The sequence below is a fragment of the Methylobacterium sp. WL7 genome, assembly GCF_008040085.1.
Taxonomy (GTDB): Bacteria; Pseudomonadota; Alphaproteobacteria; order Rhizobiales; family Beijerinckiaceae; genus Methylobacterium; species Methylobacterium mesophilicum.
In genome coordinates this window covers 1-15,310 of sequence record NZ_VRVG01000061.1, presented here as the reverse complement: position 1 = coordinate 15,310, position 15,310 = coordinate 1, and the positions used below count along the sequence as shown (strand labels likewise).

Here is a 15,310-nt window from a genome sequence, read left to right as displayed (position 1 = left end):
CCCGACCTGGTGCGCCGGAAGCACGACCGGTGGATATCGTCCCGTTCGGCTCCACCGTACATCGACTTGGCAAGGCAGAGCGGGGATGTTGGACGACCCCGGATCAAGGTCGGCCATGCCACGCCAGCTCAAGGAGGTCGGATTCGTCCACCTCCACGTCCATTCGTCCTATTCCCTTCTCGAAGGCGCGCTGAAGGTCGGCTCCCTGGTGAAGGCCGCGGTCGCGGACCGGCAGCCGGCGCTGGCGCTCACCGACACCAACAACCTGTTCGGGACTCTGGAATTCTCCGAGAAGGCGGCCGGGGAGGGTGTCCAGCCGATCGCCGGCGTGCAGCTGTCGGTGGCGTTCGAGGCGGCCGACCCGCACCAGCGCACTGCTCCGACGAGCCACGGCGTCGTGCTGCTCGCGCAGGACGAGACCGGCTACGCCAACCTGCTGCGGCTGGCGAGCCGCGCCTATTTCGACACTGCGCTCGGCGAGGCGCCCCGGGTCGAGGCCGCGGCGCTCGCCGAGGCCGGGGCGGGCCTGATCGCGCTCACCGGTGGCCTGTCGGGCCCCCTCGACGCGGCGTTCCGGGCCGGGCGGCCGGAGCTGGCGCTGAGCCGCCTCAAGCAGCTGAAAGCGGCCTTCGGCGAGGACCGGCTCTACATCGAGATCCAGCGCCACGGCTCGCCCGAGGAGGGGCGGATCGAGACGGCGCTGCTCGACCTCGCCGGCCGGCAGGGTCTCGGGATCGTAGCGACCAACGAGCCGTTCTTCGCCAAGCCCGACGATTACGACGCCCATGACGCGCTGCTCGCCATCGCGGACGGGCGGCTCGTGTCCGACGAGCGTCGGCGCCGGGTGACCCCGCGCCACGCCTTCAAGACCCGCGCCGAGATGGGCGAACTGTTCAGCGACCTGCCGGACGCGCTCCAGGCCACGGTCGAGATCGCCATGCGCTGCGCCGTGCGGGCCCGGACCCGCAAGCCGATCCTGCCGAATTTCGGCTCGGTGGCGGCGGGTGAGACACCGCCTATGGCCGAGGCCCTGGCGGAGGCGGCCGACGCCCCCGTGCAGGCGGTGGTGGCCGACGAGCCGACCGAGCTGCGCCGGCAGGCCGAAGCCGGGCTGGAGCTGCGGCTGAAGCAGCACGGCACCGCGCCGGGTTTCTCGGAGGACGATTACCGCAAGCGCCTCGCCTTCGAGCTCGACGTGATCGTCTCGATGAAGTTCCCGGGCTACTTCCTGATCGTGTCGGACTTCATCAAGTGGGCCAAGGACCACGACATCCCGGTGGGCCCCGGCCGCGGCTCCGGCGCCGGCTCGCTGGTGGCGTGGTCGCTGCTCATCACCGACCTCGATCCGCTGCGCTTCGGCCTTCTGTTCGAGCGCTTCCTCAACCCCGAGCGCGTCTCGATGCCGGATTTCGACATCGACTTCTGCGTCGAGGGCCGCGAGCGCGTGATCCGCTACGTGCAGCAGCGCTATGGCGAGCGGCAGGTCGGGCAGATCATCACCTTCGGTACGCTGCTCGCCCGCGGCGTGCTGCGCGACGTCGGCCGCGTGCTGGAGATGCCCTACGGGCAGGTCGACAAGCTGACCAAGCTCGTGCCGCAGAACCCGGCCAACCCGGTGACGCTCGCCCAGGCGATCGAGGGCGAGCCCAAGCTCCAGCAGGCCATGGAGGAGGAGCCGATCGTTGCCCGGCTCATCGACATTTCCAAGAAGCTCGAGGGCCTGCACCGCCACGCCTCGACCCACGCGGCCGGCGTGGTGATCGGCGACCGGCCCCTCGAAGAGCTGGTGCCGCTCTACCGAGACCCGAAGACCGGGATGCGGGTCACCCAGTTCAACATGAAGTGGGTTGAGCAGGCCGGCCTCGTGAAGTTCGATTTCTTGGGACTGAAAACCCTGACGATGCTGCGGTGCTGCACCGACCTGCTGAAGCAGCGCGGCATCGAGATCGACCTTGCCTCACTGCCACTCGACGACAAGAACACCTACACGCCGATGGGCCGGGGCGAGACGGTCGGGGTGTTCCAAGTGGAATCCGCCGGCATGCGCAAGGCGCTCTGCGAGATGCAGGCCGACCGGTTCGAGGACATCATCGCCCTCGTCGCCCTCTACCGGCCGGGCCCGATGGCCAACATCCCGGTCTATTGCGAGCGTAAGCTCGGCCGCGACGCCGGCAACGAGGCGTCCTGGTACCCGGATCCGAAGCTGGAGCCGATGCTGAAGGAGACCTTCGGCATCATCGTCTACCAGGAACAGGTGATGGAGATCGCCAAGGTCCTGGCCGGCTACTCGCTCGGCGAGGCCGACATGCTCCGCCGCGCCATGGGCAAGAAGATCCGCGCCGAGATGGACGCGCAGCGCGACCGGTTCCTCAAGGGCTGCGTCGAGCGCGGGCTGGCCAAGGCTAAGGCCAACGAGATCTTCGACCTCTTGGCCAAGTTCGCCGATTACGGCTTCAACAAGAGTCACGCGGCCGCCTACGCCCTGCTGACCTACCAGACCGGCTACCTGAAGGCGAACCACCCGGTCGAGTTCCTGGCAGCGGCCATGACGCTCGATATCGACAACACCGACAAGCTCGCCGAATTCCGCCAGGACGCGCAGCGCCTCAAGATCACGGTCGAGCCGCCCTCGATCAACACCTCCGGCGAGGTGTTCGAGGTGCGCGACGGCAAGATCTTCTACGCGCTCGCCGCCATCAAGGGCGTCGGCCGGGAGGCGGTGCGGGCGCTGGTCGAGGCGCGGGGCGACCGCCCGTTCAAGGATCTCGCCTGCCTGGCCCGCCGGCTCAACCCGCGGATGATCAACAAACGCACCCTGGAGAGCCTGGTCCAGGCTGGCGCCCTCGACTGCATCGAGCCCGATCGGGCCCGGGCTTTCGCTGCGGTCGAGCCGATGATGAAGCTGGCTGCCAGCGCCGCAGAGGCCGCCTCCACCGGCGTCACCGACATGTTCGGCGGCGTGGTCGCGGACGACGTGTCCCTGCGGATCCCGCCGCACGAGGTCTGGCCGATGGCCGACACCCTCAAGCGCGAATACACGGCGATCGGCTTCTTCGTCTCGGGCCACCCGCTCGACGAGTACGGCGACCTGCTGGACAAGCTGCGGGTGCAGAGCTGGACCGATTTCTGCCGCTCGGTGCGGGCCGGGACCAGCAGCGTCGGCCGGGTCGCCGCCTCGGTGCTCGACCGGGCGGAGCGGCGGACCAAGACCGGCAACAAGATGGGCATCGTCACCCTGTCGGACCGGACCGCCCATTTCGAGGCGATCATCTTCTCCGAAGGGCTCGGCCAGTACCGCGACATCCTCGAACCGGGCCGGCCCCTGGTGCTCCAGCTTCAGGCGAACCTGGAGGGCGAGGACGTGCGCGCCCGGATCCTGACCGCGGAACCCCTCGACCACGCGGTCGCCCGCCACCAGAAGGGCATCCGCATCCATCTGAGCGACCCGCGCGGGGTCGCGCCGGTGCAGCAGCGGCTGTCGATGCGCGGGGAGAGCGAGGTCTCGCTGATCCTCAAGCTCGACGGCGGCGGCCGCGAGGTCGAGATCCGGCTGCCGGGCAAATTCCAGGCCTCCCCCCAGCTCGCCGGCCTGCTCCGGACCGTGCCGGGGGTGGTGCAGGTGGAGGTGAGCTAGCTCGCCGCCGAACCGCTTGCCGCCAGCACCACCGCCCGCGTGCCGACCGGCACGCGGGCGTACAGATCGATGATATCTTGGTTCAGGAACCGCACGCAGCCCGAGGTCTGGGGTTCCGTCGTGCTGCAAAAGGGACCGGCGAAGCAGCGTGACGCCGCGACCTCAGGGCAGCGCCAGACGTCGGCGGCATGCTCAAGGAACGCGGTTGATCCGGCCGAATTTACCTGTTGCGGTTGTCAACGATCCGACGGTACAGCGACGCCACCCTTAGAATTTTCTTCCCCGGCTATCGAGCTCCCGGAGCCGAAACGTTCCCGCGTGGGCGGCAAAAGAAGCTCGGTCGCCGGCAGGAACATGTATGTCCCTCGCCGGTAGGTTCCATGCGCACCTCGCGCAAACGGAGCCGCCCGCATGTTCATGAAGATCGACCGTCTGCTGACGGAGCTGCCGGAGCCGAAAAAGCCCGAGCCCAACGCAGCCGCCGCCCTGCAGGAACTGCTCGGTGGCAAGTACGGCGAGATGTCGACCCTCGGGAACTACATGTTCCAGAGCTTCAATTTCCGCAATAAGACCAAACTCCGGCCGTTCTATAGCCTCGTGTCGAGCATCTTCGCCGAAGAGATCGGGCACGTCGAACTCGTCTCGACCGGCATCGCCATGCTGAACAATGGTCCCGGCAACCCGAAGAAGGACGTCGACATCTCCAAGGCACCGTTTGCCGAGATGCAGGATGTCCGCCTCGCCGGCAGCTTCCTGGCGAATGGCGGTGGCGCCATGCCGATGAATTCAAACGCCGCGTCCTGGAACATGGACATGGTCACGACGACCGGTAACCTGATCATCGACCTGCTGCACAACTTCCATTTGGAATGCGGCGCCCGCATCCACAAGCTGCGGGTCTACGAGACCATGTCCGAGCCGACCGGCCGGGAAGTCTGTGCCTATCTTCTGGTCCGCGGCTCGCTGCACGCTCATGCCTACGCGCTGGCCCTGAAGAAGCTCACCGGCGTCGAGATCGAGAAGATGCTGCCGACCCCGAACATCGACCTGTCGCGGGTCCCTGAGTGTCAGAAATACCTCGACGAGGGCAAGCACCGGCGCCTCTACACGTTCAGCGAAGCGGATTATCAGGAAGCTGCCGGCGTCTGGTCGAACGACGAGGTGGCGCTGCCGGGGGATCCGCCGGGCAACCTCGAAGTGGTCGATGGCTATCCCGAGGGCGGCAAGATCCCGGAACTCGACGGCAATTACGGCGCCTTCGCGCCGGATTACGCGCCGGAAGAAATCTTCGAGATCGCCAGCAAGCTCTACAAGAAAGGGCGCTGATTTCCCTCCGCTTGGGGCCGTTTTGCGACGCAAAGCCGTTCTGGACGCCACACCGAACAGGGTGAGGCGTCTTCTTCTTGGAGCAGGACGTCGAGCCGTCCTGCTTCCACCCGCTGGACAGTTCGTTCGGCATTGCGGTCTGGGAACGATCGTTCGATCCCAGACTGCACACTTGCGTCTTGCCGCCAGAGCGCCCGACGGACATTGCGAGTTCGACGGCGGAGTACACTGTCAGCGCACGCGGCTTCTCGCAGACATCCGGTGTCAGCTTGGCTCCAGATCCAAACGCCCGGCGCCTTTCTGGGCCCGACGCCTGGTTCGCATGTCGCGGTCGGTGCCAAGCGCCGTTACGGCACCGCGAGGCAGCTGTTCAGCGCGGCCTTCAATGCTGCCGCATCACCCTCCGCCACCGAGAAGCTCGCCACGAGGGATTGGTCCCCGGCGCGCGGGCTGGCCTGCGTCCAGGTGATCCGGGTACCAGGCTGGGCAAGCGCCAGGGCGATGCCACGCAATGGATCCTCGCCCCGGTGGGCGCCGGTGACCGTCAGGCTGGCCTGCTTGTCGGGATCGGTCGAGACAGCCCCTTGCGCCGCCATCCGCACGGAGCGGACGCTCCCGGCGCTCGATACCAGGATGCTGGTGAGCGGCGGCCCTCTTCCGTCGAGGCCGGACACATCGAACCCGTCCGCCAAATCCGTGAACCGCTGGACAGTCAGGACAGCCGACAGGCCGACCCCAGCCGGGTCGCAGGCGAGCCGCAGGGTCGCCGGACGCTGTCCGGCGCCCAGCGTGGCGTTGCCGGCGAGTTCCGTGGCGCCGGCCACCGGCCGCGACCCGTCCGGCAGGAGAGGCGTCCCCCCGGTCAGGACGTCGAACAGCCGGAAGCCGCGGGGCCAGGGGCCCGCGGCCAGTACCGCGACCGCAACCACCAGAATCGCCAGAGCCACACCGATCCGCAGCCGCATCCTGTCCTCGCCCCGGGAGATCCTGGGCCGGCGGCATAAAGCATGAGGCGTGAAAGTCGAATCCCGTCTTTCGGAATCGCCATGCGATTTCAAGGAACTAAGACGTGCTGCCAGGGACGCGAGAAGGTAGCGTACCCAAGGCGAACGCGGCCGACCAGCAAGGCTTCGTTCACCACGATCCATGGAACTGCCCACAACCACAGCCTGTGAGCCTGGCAGCAACTTCGTAAAAACCGATCGATCCTATGCACGCTCGCTCAACCCTGAGCGTTGCGATGCGCACCAAGATCCTCCTCGCCCTCACCCTCGTCGTCTATCTCACCACCGGGCGGGCGCCGGGTATCCGCGAGCCGCGCAACCCGGATACCGAGCATGCCGGCGGCCGGGTGGTGATCGCGATGAAGCGCGCCTGGTCGTGAAGCTCACTGCCGCGCTGCATTGGCCTTGAGCCGCGCGGCCACGAGGGCCTGCAGGCTCCAGAGGTGGCGGTCGCGGATCCCGAGCCGTTCGCAAGCCTCGACGGTCCGGAACAGGTACTCGGCGCTCGGCCCCGCATGCCCGCGGGCGGCCGCGATCTTGTCAGCGATGTCCGGGTCCGAGAGACGGCCCGCGTAGCGCTCGTTGGCACGGTTGGCCAGGAAGGTCAGCGCCGAGACGGTCCCGGCCTCGGTCGCCACCGGCAGCCAGCGGGCGACGTAGCCGCGGCCGCGCATCTCCCGCCGCCAGACCGGCATCAGCGCCTCGCGGATTTCCGTCCCCGGCAGACGGAACGCGACGCCCTTGCACAGGCCGCCGCGATCCAGCGCCAGGACGAAACCCGGCCGCTCCGGCGTGCCGCGGAACCGGCGCTGGAGCAGGCAGAACCGGCGGTGAAAGCCCCGCACGGTCCCGATCCGACTCTCGGCCACCGGAAATTCCGGCCGCCACATCAGGGACCCGTAGGCGAACACCCAGAGGTCATGCCCCTCCCGCCCGGCCGTGATCTCTTCGAGACCGGGACGCAGTTCCGCGTCGCTGAGCAGGTCGAGCGCGCTCGGATCGTCCGGGACCGGCGTAGCGTGGGCACGCGCGATCAGGTCGAGGCTGAGGTCGAGGGTGCGCGCGCGTGTCGAGGGCATGGCGGTCAACGCGGCCGGCTCACCGCGCGTTGCCCAGGGCGTCGAGTTCCGGGAACGGCTGGCTGCGATGGCCGGTGCAGACCTCGTCGTCGTCGATCACGTCCAGCCGGTCGGCGGCGTAGCGCATCACCGCCTTGGGCCGCTCGGGCTTGCCGAAGGTCCGGCCACTCATCCGGCTCGACACGCAGTAGATCGTCCGGCCGCCATCCTCGATCGGCCCTGCGAGCCGGCTGCCCGCGAACCGCACCGGCAGGAGCGAGACCGAACCGAAATCGACCTGTTTCAGGGCGAGCGCGGCAATCCGCTGCTTCAAGGCTGGGGAGGTCGCATCCTCGGCGGTGGGCTTCGCCGCCTTGGGGGCGGCCAGGGCCCCGGTAAGCGTCAGGGCCAGGACAAGAGCCGGAACTGCGGCGCGGCGCATGGGCGTGATTCCTTCACGGCCACGCTAAAGCCGCGCCGCCGGCGCGCAAGGGCGGCGTGGCAGCCGAGGAGCGCTTATATGGTGGTCTCTTGCGGATCGCCGGTGCTTGCCGATCCGCGCCACGCCCACCGGTCATGGGAACCCGATGCAGTGGACCGACGACGCCCTGGTGCTCGGCTTGCGCCGGCACGGAGAGACCGGCGTCATCCTGGAAGCGATGACCGAATCCCACGGGCGCCATCTCGGCCTCGTGCACGGCGGACGCTCGCGCCGGATGCAGCCGGTGCTCCAGCCCGGCAACCGGGTCCGGCTGAGCTGGCGGGCGCGGCTCGACGAGGGGCTCGGCGCCTACACCGTGGAGCCGCTGGAATCCCAGGTCTCGCGGATGATCGGGTCGGGCATCGCGCTCTACGGTCTCTGCCACATGGCGGCCCTGCTGCGGCTCCTGCCAGAGCGGGATCCGCATCCGGCACTCTACGAGGCGGCCGGCGTGCTGGTCGAACACCTCGACGACCCGGCCGTCGCGCCGCCCCTGATGGTACGGTTCGAGTTGGAGATCCTGTCTGAACTCGGCTTCGGCCTCGACCTGACCGCCTGCGCGGCGACCGGCGGCAACGACGCCCTGGCCTACGTGTCGCCGAAGAGCGGCCGGGCGGTCAGCGCCTCGGCGGGGGAGCCGTTTCGCGATCGGCTGCTGGCGCTGCCGACCTTCCTACACGCGGGCGGATCCCCGGGGCCCGACGGCGTTGCCCAAGGGTTTACCTTGACGGGATACTTCCTCGACCGGCACGTCTGGGGTCCGCGCGGCCTCGCCGTGCCGGAGGAGCGCGCGCGATTCGTTGCGCTCGGTCGCGAGGCCGAGTAATGTTCGCGTTCCGTTCTTGCCTCACGGACTGTCATTTCGGGGCGCCGCAGGCGAGCCCGGAATCCAGAGCCGCCATGCCAAACCGGAGGAACGCGGCGCTGTCCGCTAGGTCCGGCACCGGCGGCGCGTCTGGATTCCGGGCTCCGCTTCGCGGCCCCGGAATGACGGATCGTGAATCGGCACCGAAGTCGAAACGTTAAGGAGCCGTCATGGGCCAGCCCTTCGAGCCGCCGTCCGGCGACGGGATCGAGAGCGTCGAGCTGAAATCCGCGCTGGAAGAGCGCTACCTCGCCTATGCGCTCTCCACGATCATGCACCGGGCGCTACCGGATGCCCGCGATGGGCTGAAGCCCGTGCACCGGCGCATCCTGTACGGCATGCGGCTGCTGCGCCTCGACCCGAACACCGCGCACAAGAAATGCGCCAAGATCGTCGGCGACGTGATGGGTGACTTCCACCCGCACGGCGACCAGGCGATCTACGACGCCCTGGTGCGGCTCTCCCAGGACTTCGCGCAGCGCTATCCGCTGGTCGACGGGCAGGGCAATTTCGGCAATATCGACGGCGACGGCCCGGCCGCCTACCGCTACACCGAGGCCCGGCTCACCGAGGTCGCCCGGCTGCTGCTCGACGGGATCGACGAGGACACGGTCGATTTTCGCCCGTCCTACAACGGTGAGAAGGACGAGCCGGTGGTTCTGCCGGCCGCCTTCCCGAACCTGCTGGCCAACGGCAGCCAGGGCATCGCGGTCGGCATGGCGACCTCGATCCCGCCCCACAACGCCGCCGAGTTGTGCGACGCGGCGCTCTACCTGATCAGCCATCCCGGGGCGACCTCTGCGCAGCTCAACAGCTTCGTCCAGGGGCCGGATTTCCCGACCGGCGGCATCCTGGTCGATTCGGCCGAGTCCATCACGGAAGCCTACCGGACCGGCCGCGGCGCCTTCCGGGTGCGGGCCCGCTGGCACAAGGAGGATCTCGGCCGCGGCACCTGGAACATCATCGTCACCGAGATCCCGTACGGCATCCCGAAGGGCCGGCTGATCGAGAAGATGGCCGAGCTTCTCCAAGAGAAGAAGCTGCCGCTGCTCGCCGACGTGCGCGACGAATCGGCCGAGGACGTCCGCGTTGTGCTGGAGCCGCGCTCGCGCACAGTCGATCCCGTGATCCTGATGGAATCACTCTTCCGGCTTACCGAGCTGGAAGCGCGCATCCCGCTCAACCTCAACGTCCTGGTCGGCGGCCTCGTGCCGAAGGTGATCGGGCTCACCGAGTGCCTGCGGGAATGGGTCGACCATCGCCGCGTGGTGCTGCAGCGCCGTTCGCGCCACCGCCTCGGGCAGATCGATAGACGCCTGGAGATCTTGGGCGGCCTGCTGATCGTCTATCTCGACCTCGACGAGGTGATCCGCATCATCCGCGAGGAGGACGAGCCGAAGCCGGCCCTGATGGCGCGGTTCGAGCTGACCGAGATCCAAGCCAACGCGATCCTCGACACGCGCCTGCGCTCCTTGCGCAAGCTGGAAGAGATGGAGTTGAAGCGCGAGCTGGACGCGCTCACCGCCGAGAAGGCCGAGATTGACGCGCTGCTCGCCTCCGAGCCGGCACAGTGGAAGGCGATCCAGGCCCAGATCCGCGCCGTGAAGAAGACCTTCGGACCGGAGACCAAGCTGGGCAAGCGCCGCACGACGCTCGCGAGCCCGCCGGATGTCGGCGGCATCGACTTCACCGCCGCCCTGGTCGAGCGCGAGCCGATCACCGTGATCGTCTCGACCAAGGGCTGGATCCGGGCGCTCAAGGGCCACGTCGCCGACCTGTCGGGGGTGGCGTTCAAGGGTGACGACGGGCTGAAGATCGCCTTCCCGAGCGAGACCACCCAAAAGATCCTGCTGCTCGCCTCGAACGGCAAGGTGTTCACCATCGAGGCGTCGAAGCTGCCCGGTGGGCGCGGATTCGGCGATCCGGTGCGGCTGATGGTCGATCTCGACGACGGCACCGAAGTGGTGGCCGCGCTGCCCTACAAGCCGGAGACCAAGCTGCTGATCGTGGGCTCGGACGGGCGCGGCTTCGTGGCGCCCTCCGACGCGCTGGTGGCCAACACCCGCAAGGGCAAGGGCGTGCTCGGCCTGGACGGCGACGCGACGGCCGTGGTGCTCGTCCCCGCCGACGGCGACCACGTGGCGGTGGTGAACACGGAAAAACTGCTGCTGGTCTTCCCGATCTCGGAGGTGGCCGAACTCGCCCGCGGCAAGGGCGTCCGGCTCCAGCGCTGCCGCAGCGGCGGGCTCACCGACGCGCACGTCTTCCGCCTGGCCGATGGTCTCCCCTGGCAGGACGGCTCACCGGAGGGGCGGCTCGCCAACGCGTCGGTTCTCGAGAAATGGCTGGGTCACCGCGGCGAGGTCGGCCTGATGATGGCGCGCAGCTTTCCGAAATTCGAGCGGTTCGGGCGGTGAGCGAAGCGAGATTGTGACGGGCTTCCAACCCGCCTCCTCATCGCTGAGGTGCTGCACAGCAGTCTCGAAGGAGAACTCTCGGGATCGCGCGGCTGGCTGGAGGCCTCCTTCGAGGCTTCTGCTACGCTCGGGCGCCTCAGCGATGAGGGCGCGGGTGGGACAGACCCCGTCTCTGTGCGAACGCTGGCCGAGCCAGAGCGCGCCGAAGGCCAGCACGCCGCCGCCAAATGGCACCGCGAGCAGGAGAAGGAACTGGGATGTCGTCATGGGCGATGATCCCGAAGCGCGTGCCGCACGCTCCAATGTATGGCGCGCCACTCCTGATCCAGCAAACCGCCATCGCGATGAGTACGGGCGCGAAATGCGGGCGATCCGACAGGGCGGTCGATATGAACGGTGCGAAACCGCCCACGCCGAAGATCGCGACAGCCAGGCCGTTGGCATAGCTGGCAGAGAATTTGATGCGTTCGTTCTCGACAAGCTTGTCGCGCGCTTCCTCGTCCAGTTCCGACATCAACCAGGCCCCCCGGCCGGCCCTAACGTTAGCCCGGCCTGACCATGGGGAAAAGGAAGCCCACCGCTCGCCTCACCGCCCCTTCACGGCCGCTTCATCGGCGGCCCATAGGTGCTGGGCCGCGTAGGCCCTTGAACGGCCGCCAGGCCTCGGCCCGGGCGAGGAGTGCGGCCGCGCTGGGGCGGCCGGTGGCGGTCTCGAGGGCGCGCAACAGGCCGACATCCCCCACCGGCAGGGCGTCCGGCAGCTTGAGGGCCCGCATGGCGATGTACTGCGCGGTCCAGGGTCCGATCCCGCGGATCGCCGTGAAGCGCAGCACCGCTTCCTCCAGGGTCCCGGCCGGATCGAACAGGTCCGAGTCCGCCAGCGCGGCGGCGGCCAGCGCCCGGATCGCCGCGCCGCGGGCGCGGGGCATGTTCAGAGCCAGCGCCACGTCGGCTTCGGCCAGCTGAGGCGGCGTCGGGAAGACATGGGTCAGGCTGCCCGCCGGCTCCGCCAGCGGCGTCCCAAAAGCCGCGACGAGCTTTCCGGCGAGTCGGATCGCGGCCTGGACCGAGACCTGCTGGCCCAAAATCGCCCGGCAGCCGGTCTCGAACGGGTCCCAGGCGCCGGGCAGCCGCAATCCGGGCCGGGCCGCCACGAGCCCGGCCAGGGCAGGGTCCCGGGACAGGCAGGCCGCGATCGCGACCGGGTCGGCATCGCAATCGAACAGGCGGCGCAGGCGCGCGGCAATCTCCGGCCCGGAACTTACGTCGAGGCCACGGAGCGTCGCGTGCAGTGCGTCATCGCCGAACGCGACCGCGACGATGCCGGGCCGGCCGCCGACGCAGACCGTTCGTGCGTAGGATTGCGCGTCGGCCTCCGCCGATTCGACGCCGAGGATCGCCCGTTTCGCCAGGAAGGCGCGGATCGACGCCCAATCGTAGGGCGGCGGGCAGGGGAGACGGAGCGTGACGGCCGACCCAGGCGGCGAAAAGAAGTGGGGCGGCCCTTGGGCCGCCCCCGGTGTCGCCTCGGGTTCGATGACGCGGCTCAGCCGCGCTCGTCGACTGGCACGTAGTCGCGCTGCGCCGGACCGACATAGAGCTGGCGCGGACGGCCGATCTTCTGCATCGGGTCCTCGATCATCTCGGCCCATTGCGCGATCCAGCCGACCGTGCGCGCCACCGCGAACAGCACGGTGAACATGTCGGTCGGGAAGCCCATCGCCTTGAGCGTGATGCCCGAATAGAAATCGATGTTCGGGTAGAGCTTCTTCTCGATGAAGTACTCGTCCTTGAGGGCGATCTGCTCCAGCTCCATGGCGACGTGCAGCAGCGGATCCTCGGTCTTGCCGAGTTCCTTGAGGACCTGGTGCGTGGTGCTCTGCATGATCCGGGCGCGCGGATCGTAGTTCTTGTAGACCCGGTGGCCGAAGCCCATCAGGCGGAACGGGTCGTTCTTGTCCTTGGCCTTGGCGACGTACTTGCCGACGTTCTCGGGCGTGCCGATCTCCATCAGCATCTTCAGCGCCGCCTCGTTGGCGCCGCCATGGGCCGGCCCCCACAGGCACGCGATGCCGGCCGCGATGCAGGCGAACGGGTTGGCGCCGGACGAGCCGGCGAGCCGCACGGTCGAGGTCGAGGCGTTCTGCTCGTGGTCGGCGTGCAGGATGAAGATCTTGTCGAGGGCCTTGGCGAAGACCGGATTGACCTCGTACTCCTCGCACGGGACCGCGTAACACATCCGCAGGAAGTTCGAGGTGTAGTCGAGGTCGTTCTTCGGATACACGAAGGGCTGGCCGATGGAGTACTTGTAGGCCATCGCGGCCAGGGTCGGCATCTTGGCGATCATGCGGATCGACGCGATCAGCCGCTGGCTCTCGTCGGTGATATCGGTCGAATCGTGGTAGAAGGCCGAGAGCGCGCCGACCGAGGCGACCATCACGGCCATCGGGTGGGCGTCACGCCGGAAGCCAGTGAAGAACCGGTTCATCTGGTCGTGCACCATGGTGTGGCGCGTGACCCGATAGTCGAAATCGGCCTTCTGGGCGGCGGTCGGCAGGGTACCGAACAGCATCAGGTAGCAGGTCTCGAGGAAGTCGCCCTTCTCGGCGAGTTGCTCGATCGGGTAGCCGCGATAGAGCAGCACGCCCTCATCGCCGTCGATGTAGGTGATCTTCGATTCGCAACTCGCCGTCGAGGTGAAGCCCGGATCGAAGGTGAAGGCGCCGGTCTTGGCGTAGAGCTTGCCGATGTCGATGACGTCCGGGCCGATCGTGCCGGACTTGACCGGCAGTTCGATCTCCTTGCCGTCCACGGTGATGGTGCTGGATGCGCTCATGGAACGTGGACCCTTCTCTGGCGACGTGGCGGATGCCGGCCTCGGGCTGCCCGAGGCGACCCCGGAGCCGGAGCACGCCGCGCGTTATGTTGCGGGTGCTCACAGGCCCTGGGTTACCCAAACGGCAGTGCAGCAGCAACGGGGTCGGTGACAACCGACCGCCATCGCCAAGCGAAATCCGGTCCCAAGCGAAATCCGGGCCGGGGCCCGCAGTTCCGTCCCGCCCGCTCAGCCCTGCGGCACTTGATCGGCGAGTCGCGCCAGGGTCTCGGCCCGACCGAGTACCGCCATCACGTCGAACAGGGGCGGGGAGGTGGTGCGCCCGGTGAGCGCGGCCCGCAGGGGCTGGGCCACCTGCCCGAGCTTGCACCCGGCGGTCTCCGCATACTGACGCACCGCACCCTCGGTCGCCGCCGCGCTCCACTCGGGCAGCGACTGGAGATCCGGCAGCACCCCGGCCAGACGCGCCCGGCCCTCGTCGGACAGGAGCGCCCGGGCCTTGTCGTCGAGTACCAGGGGACGCTGGGCGGTGAGGTAATAGGCGCTGTCGAGCAGTTCGATCAGCGTCTTGGCCCGCTCCTTCAGGCCCGGCATGGCCTGGGTCAGCGTATCCTTGAGATCGGGCTGGAGCGTCGCCGGTAGGCCGCGCTCCGGGCCGACGTTCGGCAGGATCGTCTCGATCGCGGCGACCAGGTCCGCATCGGCGCTGCCGCGGATGTAGAGCCCGTTGAGGTTGGCGAGCTTGGCGAAGTCGAATCGCGCCGCCGAGCGCCCCACCGCGCCTAGATCGAAGGCCGCGATCATCTCGTCGGTGGAGAACACCTCCTGGTCGCCGTGGCTCCAGCCCAGGCGCACGAGGTAGTTGCGCAGCGCCTCCGGCAGGTAGCCGAGGTCGCGGTAGGCCTCGACGCCCAGCGCGCCGTGGCGCTTGGACAGCTTCGCCCCGTCGGCCCCATGAATCAGCGGGATATGAGCCATCCGCGGGATGTCCCAACCCAAGGCCGAAAAAATCTGGCTCTGGCGGGCCGCGTTGGTGAGGTGGTCGTCGCCGCGGATGATCTGGGTGACGCCCATGTCGTGATCGTCGACCACGACGGCGAGCATGTAGGTCGGCGTCCCGTCCGAGCGCAGCAGCACGAGGTCGTCGAGATCGCGGTTGGCCCAGGTCACCCGCCCCTGAACGGCATCCTCGACCACCGTCTCGCCCTCGAGGGGCGCGCGCAGCCGGATCACCGGCCTGACTCCGGCAGGAGCCTCGGACGGATCGCGGTCGCGCCAGCGCCCGTCGTAGCGCGGGGCCCGGCCCTCGGCCCGGGCGGTCTCCCGCATCTGCGTCAGTTCCTCGGCGGAGGCGTAGCAATGGTAGGCGCGGCCGGCAGCCAGCAGCTCCTGGGCGACCGCGCGATGGCGCTCGGCGCGGGCGAACTGGAAGACCACGTCCCCGTCCCAGTCGAGGCCGAGCCAGGACAGGCCGTCGAGGATCGCGTCGATCGCACCCTTGGTCGAGCGTTCCCGATCGGTATCCTCGATGCGCAGCAGCATCTTGCCGCCGGTGTGGCGGGCGTACAGCCAATTGAACAGCGCCGTGCGGGCACCGCCGATATGGAGGTATCCGGTGGGCGAGGGGGCGAAGCGCGTGACGACGGCTGAGGACATCGGGCCGATATGTTCGGGGGCGGAGGGCAACGG

General features: G+C 68.5%; 11 protein-coding genes and 2 pseudogenes. 5 read left to right on the top strand and 8 right to left on the bottom strand.

Translation table 11 applies throughout. The features are described from left to right. The first annotated feature begins 115 nt into the window (after nucleotides 1–115). Entirely contained in the window at nucleotides 116–3,634 is a 3,519-nt protein-coding gene (gene dnaE / locus FV233_RS16405) for a DNA polymerase III subunit alpha (RefSeq protein ID WP_147898072.1), read from the top strand. Here dnaE and FV233_RS16400 read toward each other — a convergent pair. Beyond that, nucleotides 3,631–3,756: pseudogene (locus FV233_RS16400) on the bottom strand (L,D-transpeptidase family protein); the annotation flags it as partial. The gene dnaE and the pseudogene FV233_RS16400 overlap by 4 nt on opposite strands. A 289-nt stretch (nucleotides 3,757–4,045) precedes the next feature. Between FV233_RS16400 and FV233_RS16395 the strand changes: the two are divergent. Next, nucleotides 4,046–4,960 (top strand): manganese catalase family protein, encoded by a 915-nt coding sequence (locus tag FV233_RS16395; RefSeq protein ID WP_147853587.1) that lies wholly within the window; start codon nucleotides 4,046–4,048, stop codon nucleotides 4,958–4,960. Nucleotides 4,961–5,307: 347 nt separating this feature from the next. On the opposite strand, the gene FV233_RS16390 is transcribed toward FV233_RS16395, so the two are convergent. Beyond that, nucleotides 5,308–5,925, bottom strand: coding sequence for a hypothetical protein (locus tag FV233_RS16390; RefSeq protein WP_147898071.1), 618 nt, complete (start codon nucleotides 5,923–5,925; stop codon nucleotides 5,308–5,310). Between the two features lie 275 nt (nucleotides 5,926–6,200). Between FV233_RS16390 and FV233_RS30380 the strand changes: the two genes are divergently transcribed. Next, nucleotides 6,201–6,344 carry a hypothetical protein gene (locus FV233_RS30380; protein ID WP_162886512.1) on the top strand — a complete coding sequence of 48 codons (144 nt, stop codon included), beginning with the start codon at nucleotides 6,201–6,203 and terminating at the stop codon, nucleotides 6,342–6,344. Nucleotides 6,345–6,347: 3 nt separating this feature from the next. Here the strand turns inward: FV233_RS30380 and FV233_RS16385 are convergent, their stop codons facing one another. Both FV233_RS16385 and FV233_RS16380 read right to left on the bottom strand, forming a co-directional pair. Next, nucleotides 6,348–7,043: a gamma-glutamylcyclotransferase gene (locus FV233_RS16385; RefSeq protein ID WP_147898070.1), complete on the bottom strand. Its 696-nt coding sequence runs from the start codon at nucleotides 7,041–7,043 to the stop codon at nucleotides 6,348–6,350. A 19-nt stretch (nucleotides 7,044–7,062) separates the two neighbouring features. Further along, nucleotides 7,063–7,464 carry a hypothetical protein gene (locus FV233_RS16380; protein ID WP_147898069.1) on the bottom strand — a complete coding sequence of 134 codons (402 nt, stop codon included), beginning with the start codon at nucleotides 7,462–7,464 and terminating at the stop codon, nucleotides 7,063–7,065. A gap of 145 nt (nucleotides 7,465–7,609) precedes the next feature. On the opposite strand from FV233_RS16380, the gene recO reads away from it, so the two are divergent. Both recO and parC read left to right on the top strand, forming a co-directional pair. Then, nucleotides 7,610–8,329 (top strand): DNA repair protein RecO, encoded by a 720-nt coding sequence (gene recO / locus FV233_RS16375; protein ID WP_147898068.1) that lies wholly within the window; start codon nucleotides 7,610–7,612, stop codon nucleotides 8,327–8,329. Nucleotides 8,330–8,538: 209 nt separating this feature from the next. Next, complete coding sequence (gene parC, locus FV233_RS16370; RefSeq protein ID WP_147898067.1) at nucleotides 8,539–10,785, top strand: DNA topoisomerase IV subunit A; 2,247 nt, start codon at nucleotides 8,539–8,541, stop codon at nucleotides 10,783–10,785. A gap of 136 nt (nucleotides 10,786–10,921) precedes the next feature. Here parC and FV233_RS16360 read toward each other — a convergent pair whose 3' ends face one another. From FV233_RS16360 to gltX, 4 genes and pseudogenes are all read right to left on the bottom strand, one after another. Further along, nucleotides 10,922–11,299, bottom strand: a complete 378-nt coding sequence (locus FV233_RS16360) for a hypothetical protein (protein ID WP_238262470.1) — start codon at nucleotides 11,297–11,299, stop codon at nucleotides 10,922–10,924. 72 nt (nucleotides 11,300–11,371) lie between these two features. Then, nucleotides 11,372–12,197: pseudogene (locus FV233_RS16355) on the bottom strand (AlkA N-terminal domain-containing protein). Nucleotides 12,198–12,331: 134 nt separating this feature from the next. Next, nucleotides 12,332–13,621, bottom strand: a complete 1,290-nt coding sequence (gene gltA, locus FV233_RS16350; protein WP_147856624.1) for a citrate synthase — start codon at nucleotides 13,619–13,621, stop codon at nucleotides 12,332–12,334. A 228-nt stretch (nucleotides 13,622–13,849) separates the two neighbouring features. Continuing rightward, nucleotides 13,850–15,277 carry a glutamate--tRNA ligase gene (gene gltX / locus FV233_RS16345; RefSeq protein ID WP_147898065.1) on the bottom strand — a complete coding sequence of 476 codons (1,428 nt, stop codon included), beginning with the start codon at nucleotides 15,275–15,277 and terminating at the stop codon, nucleotides 13,850–13,852. Nucleotides 15,278–15,310: the final 33 nt, after the last annotated feature.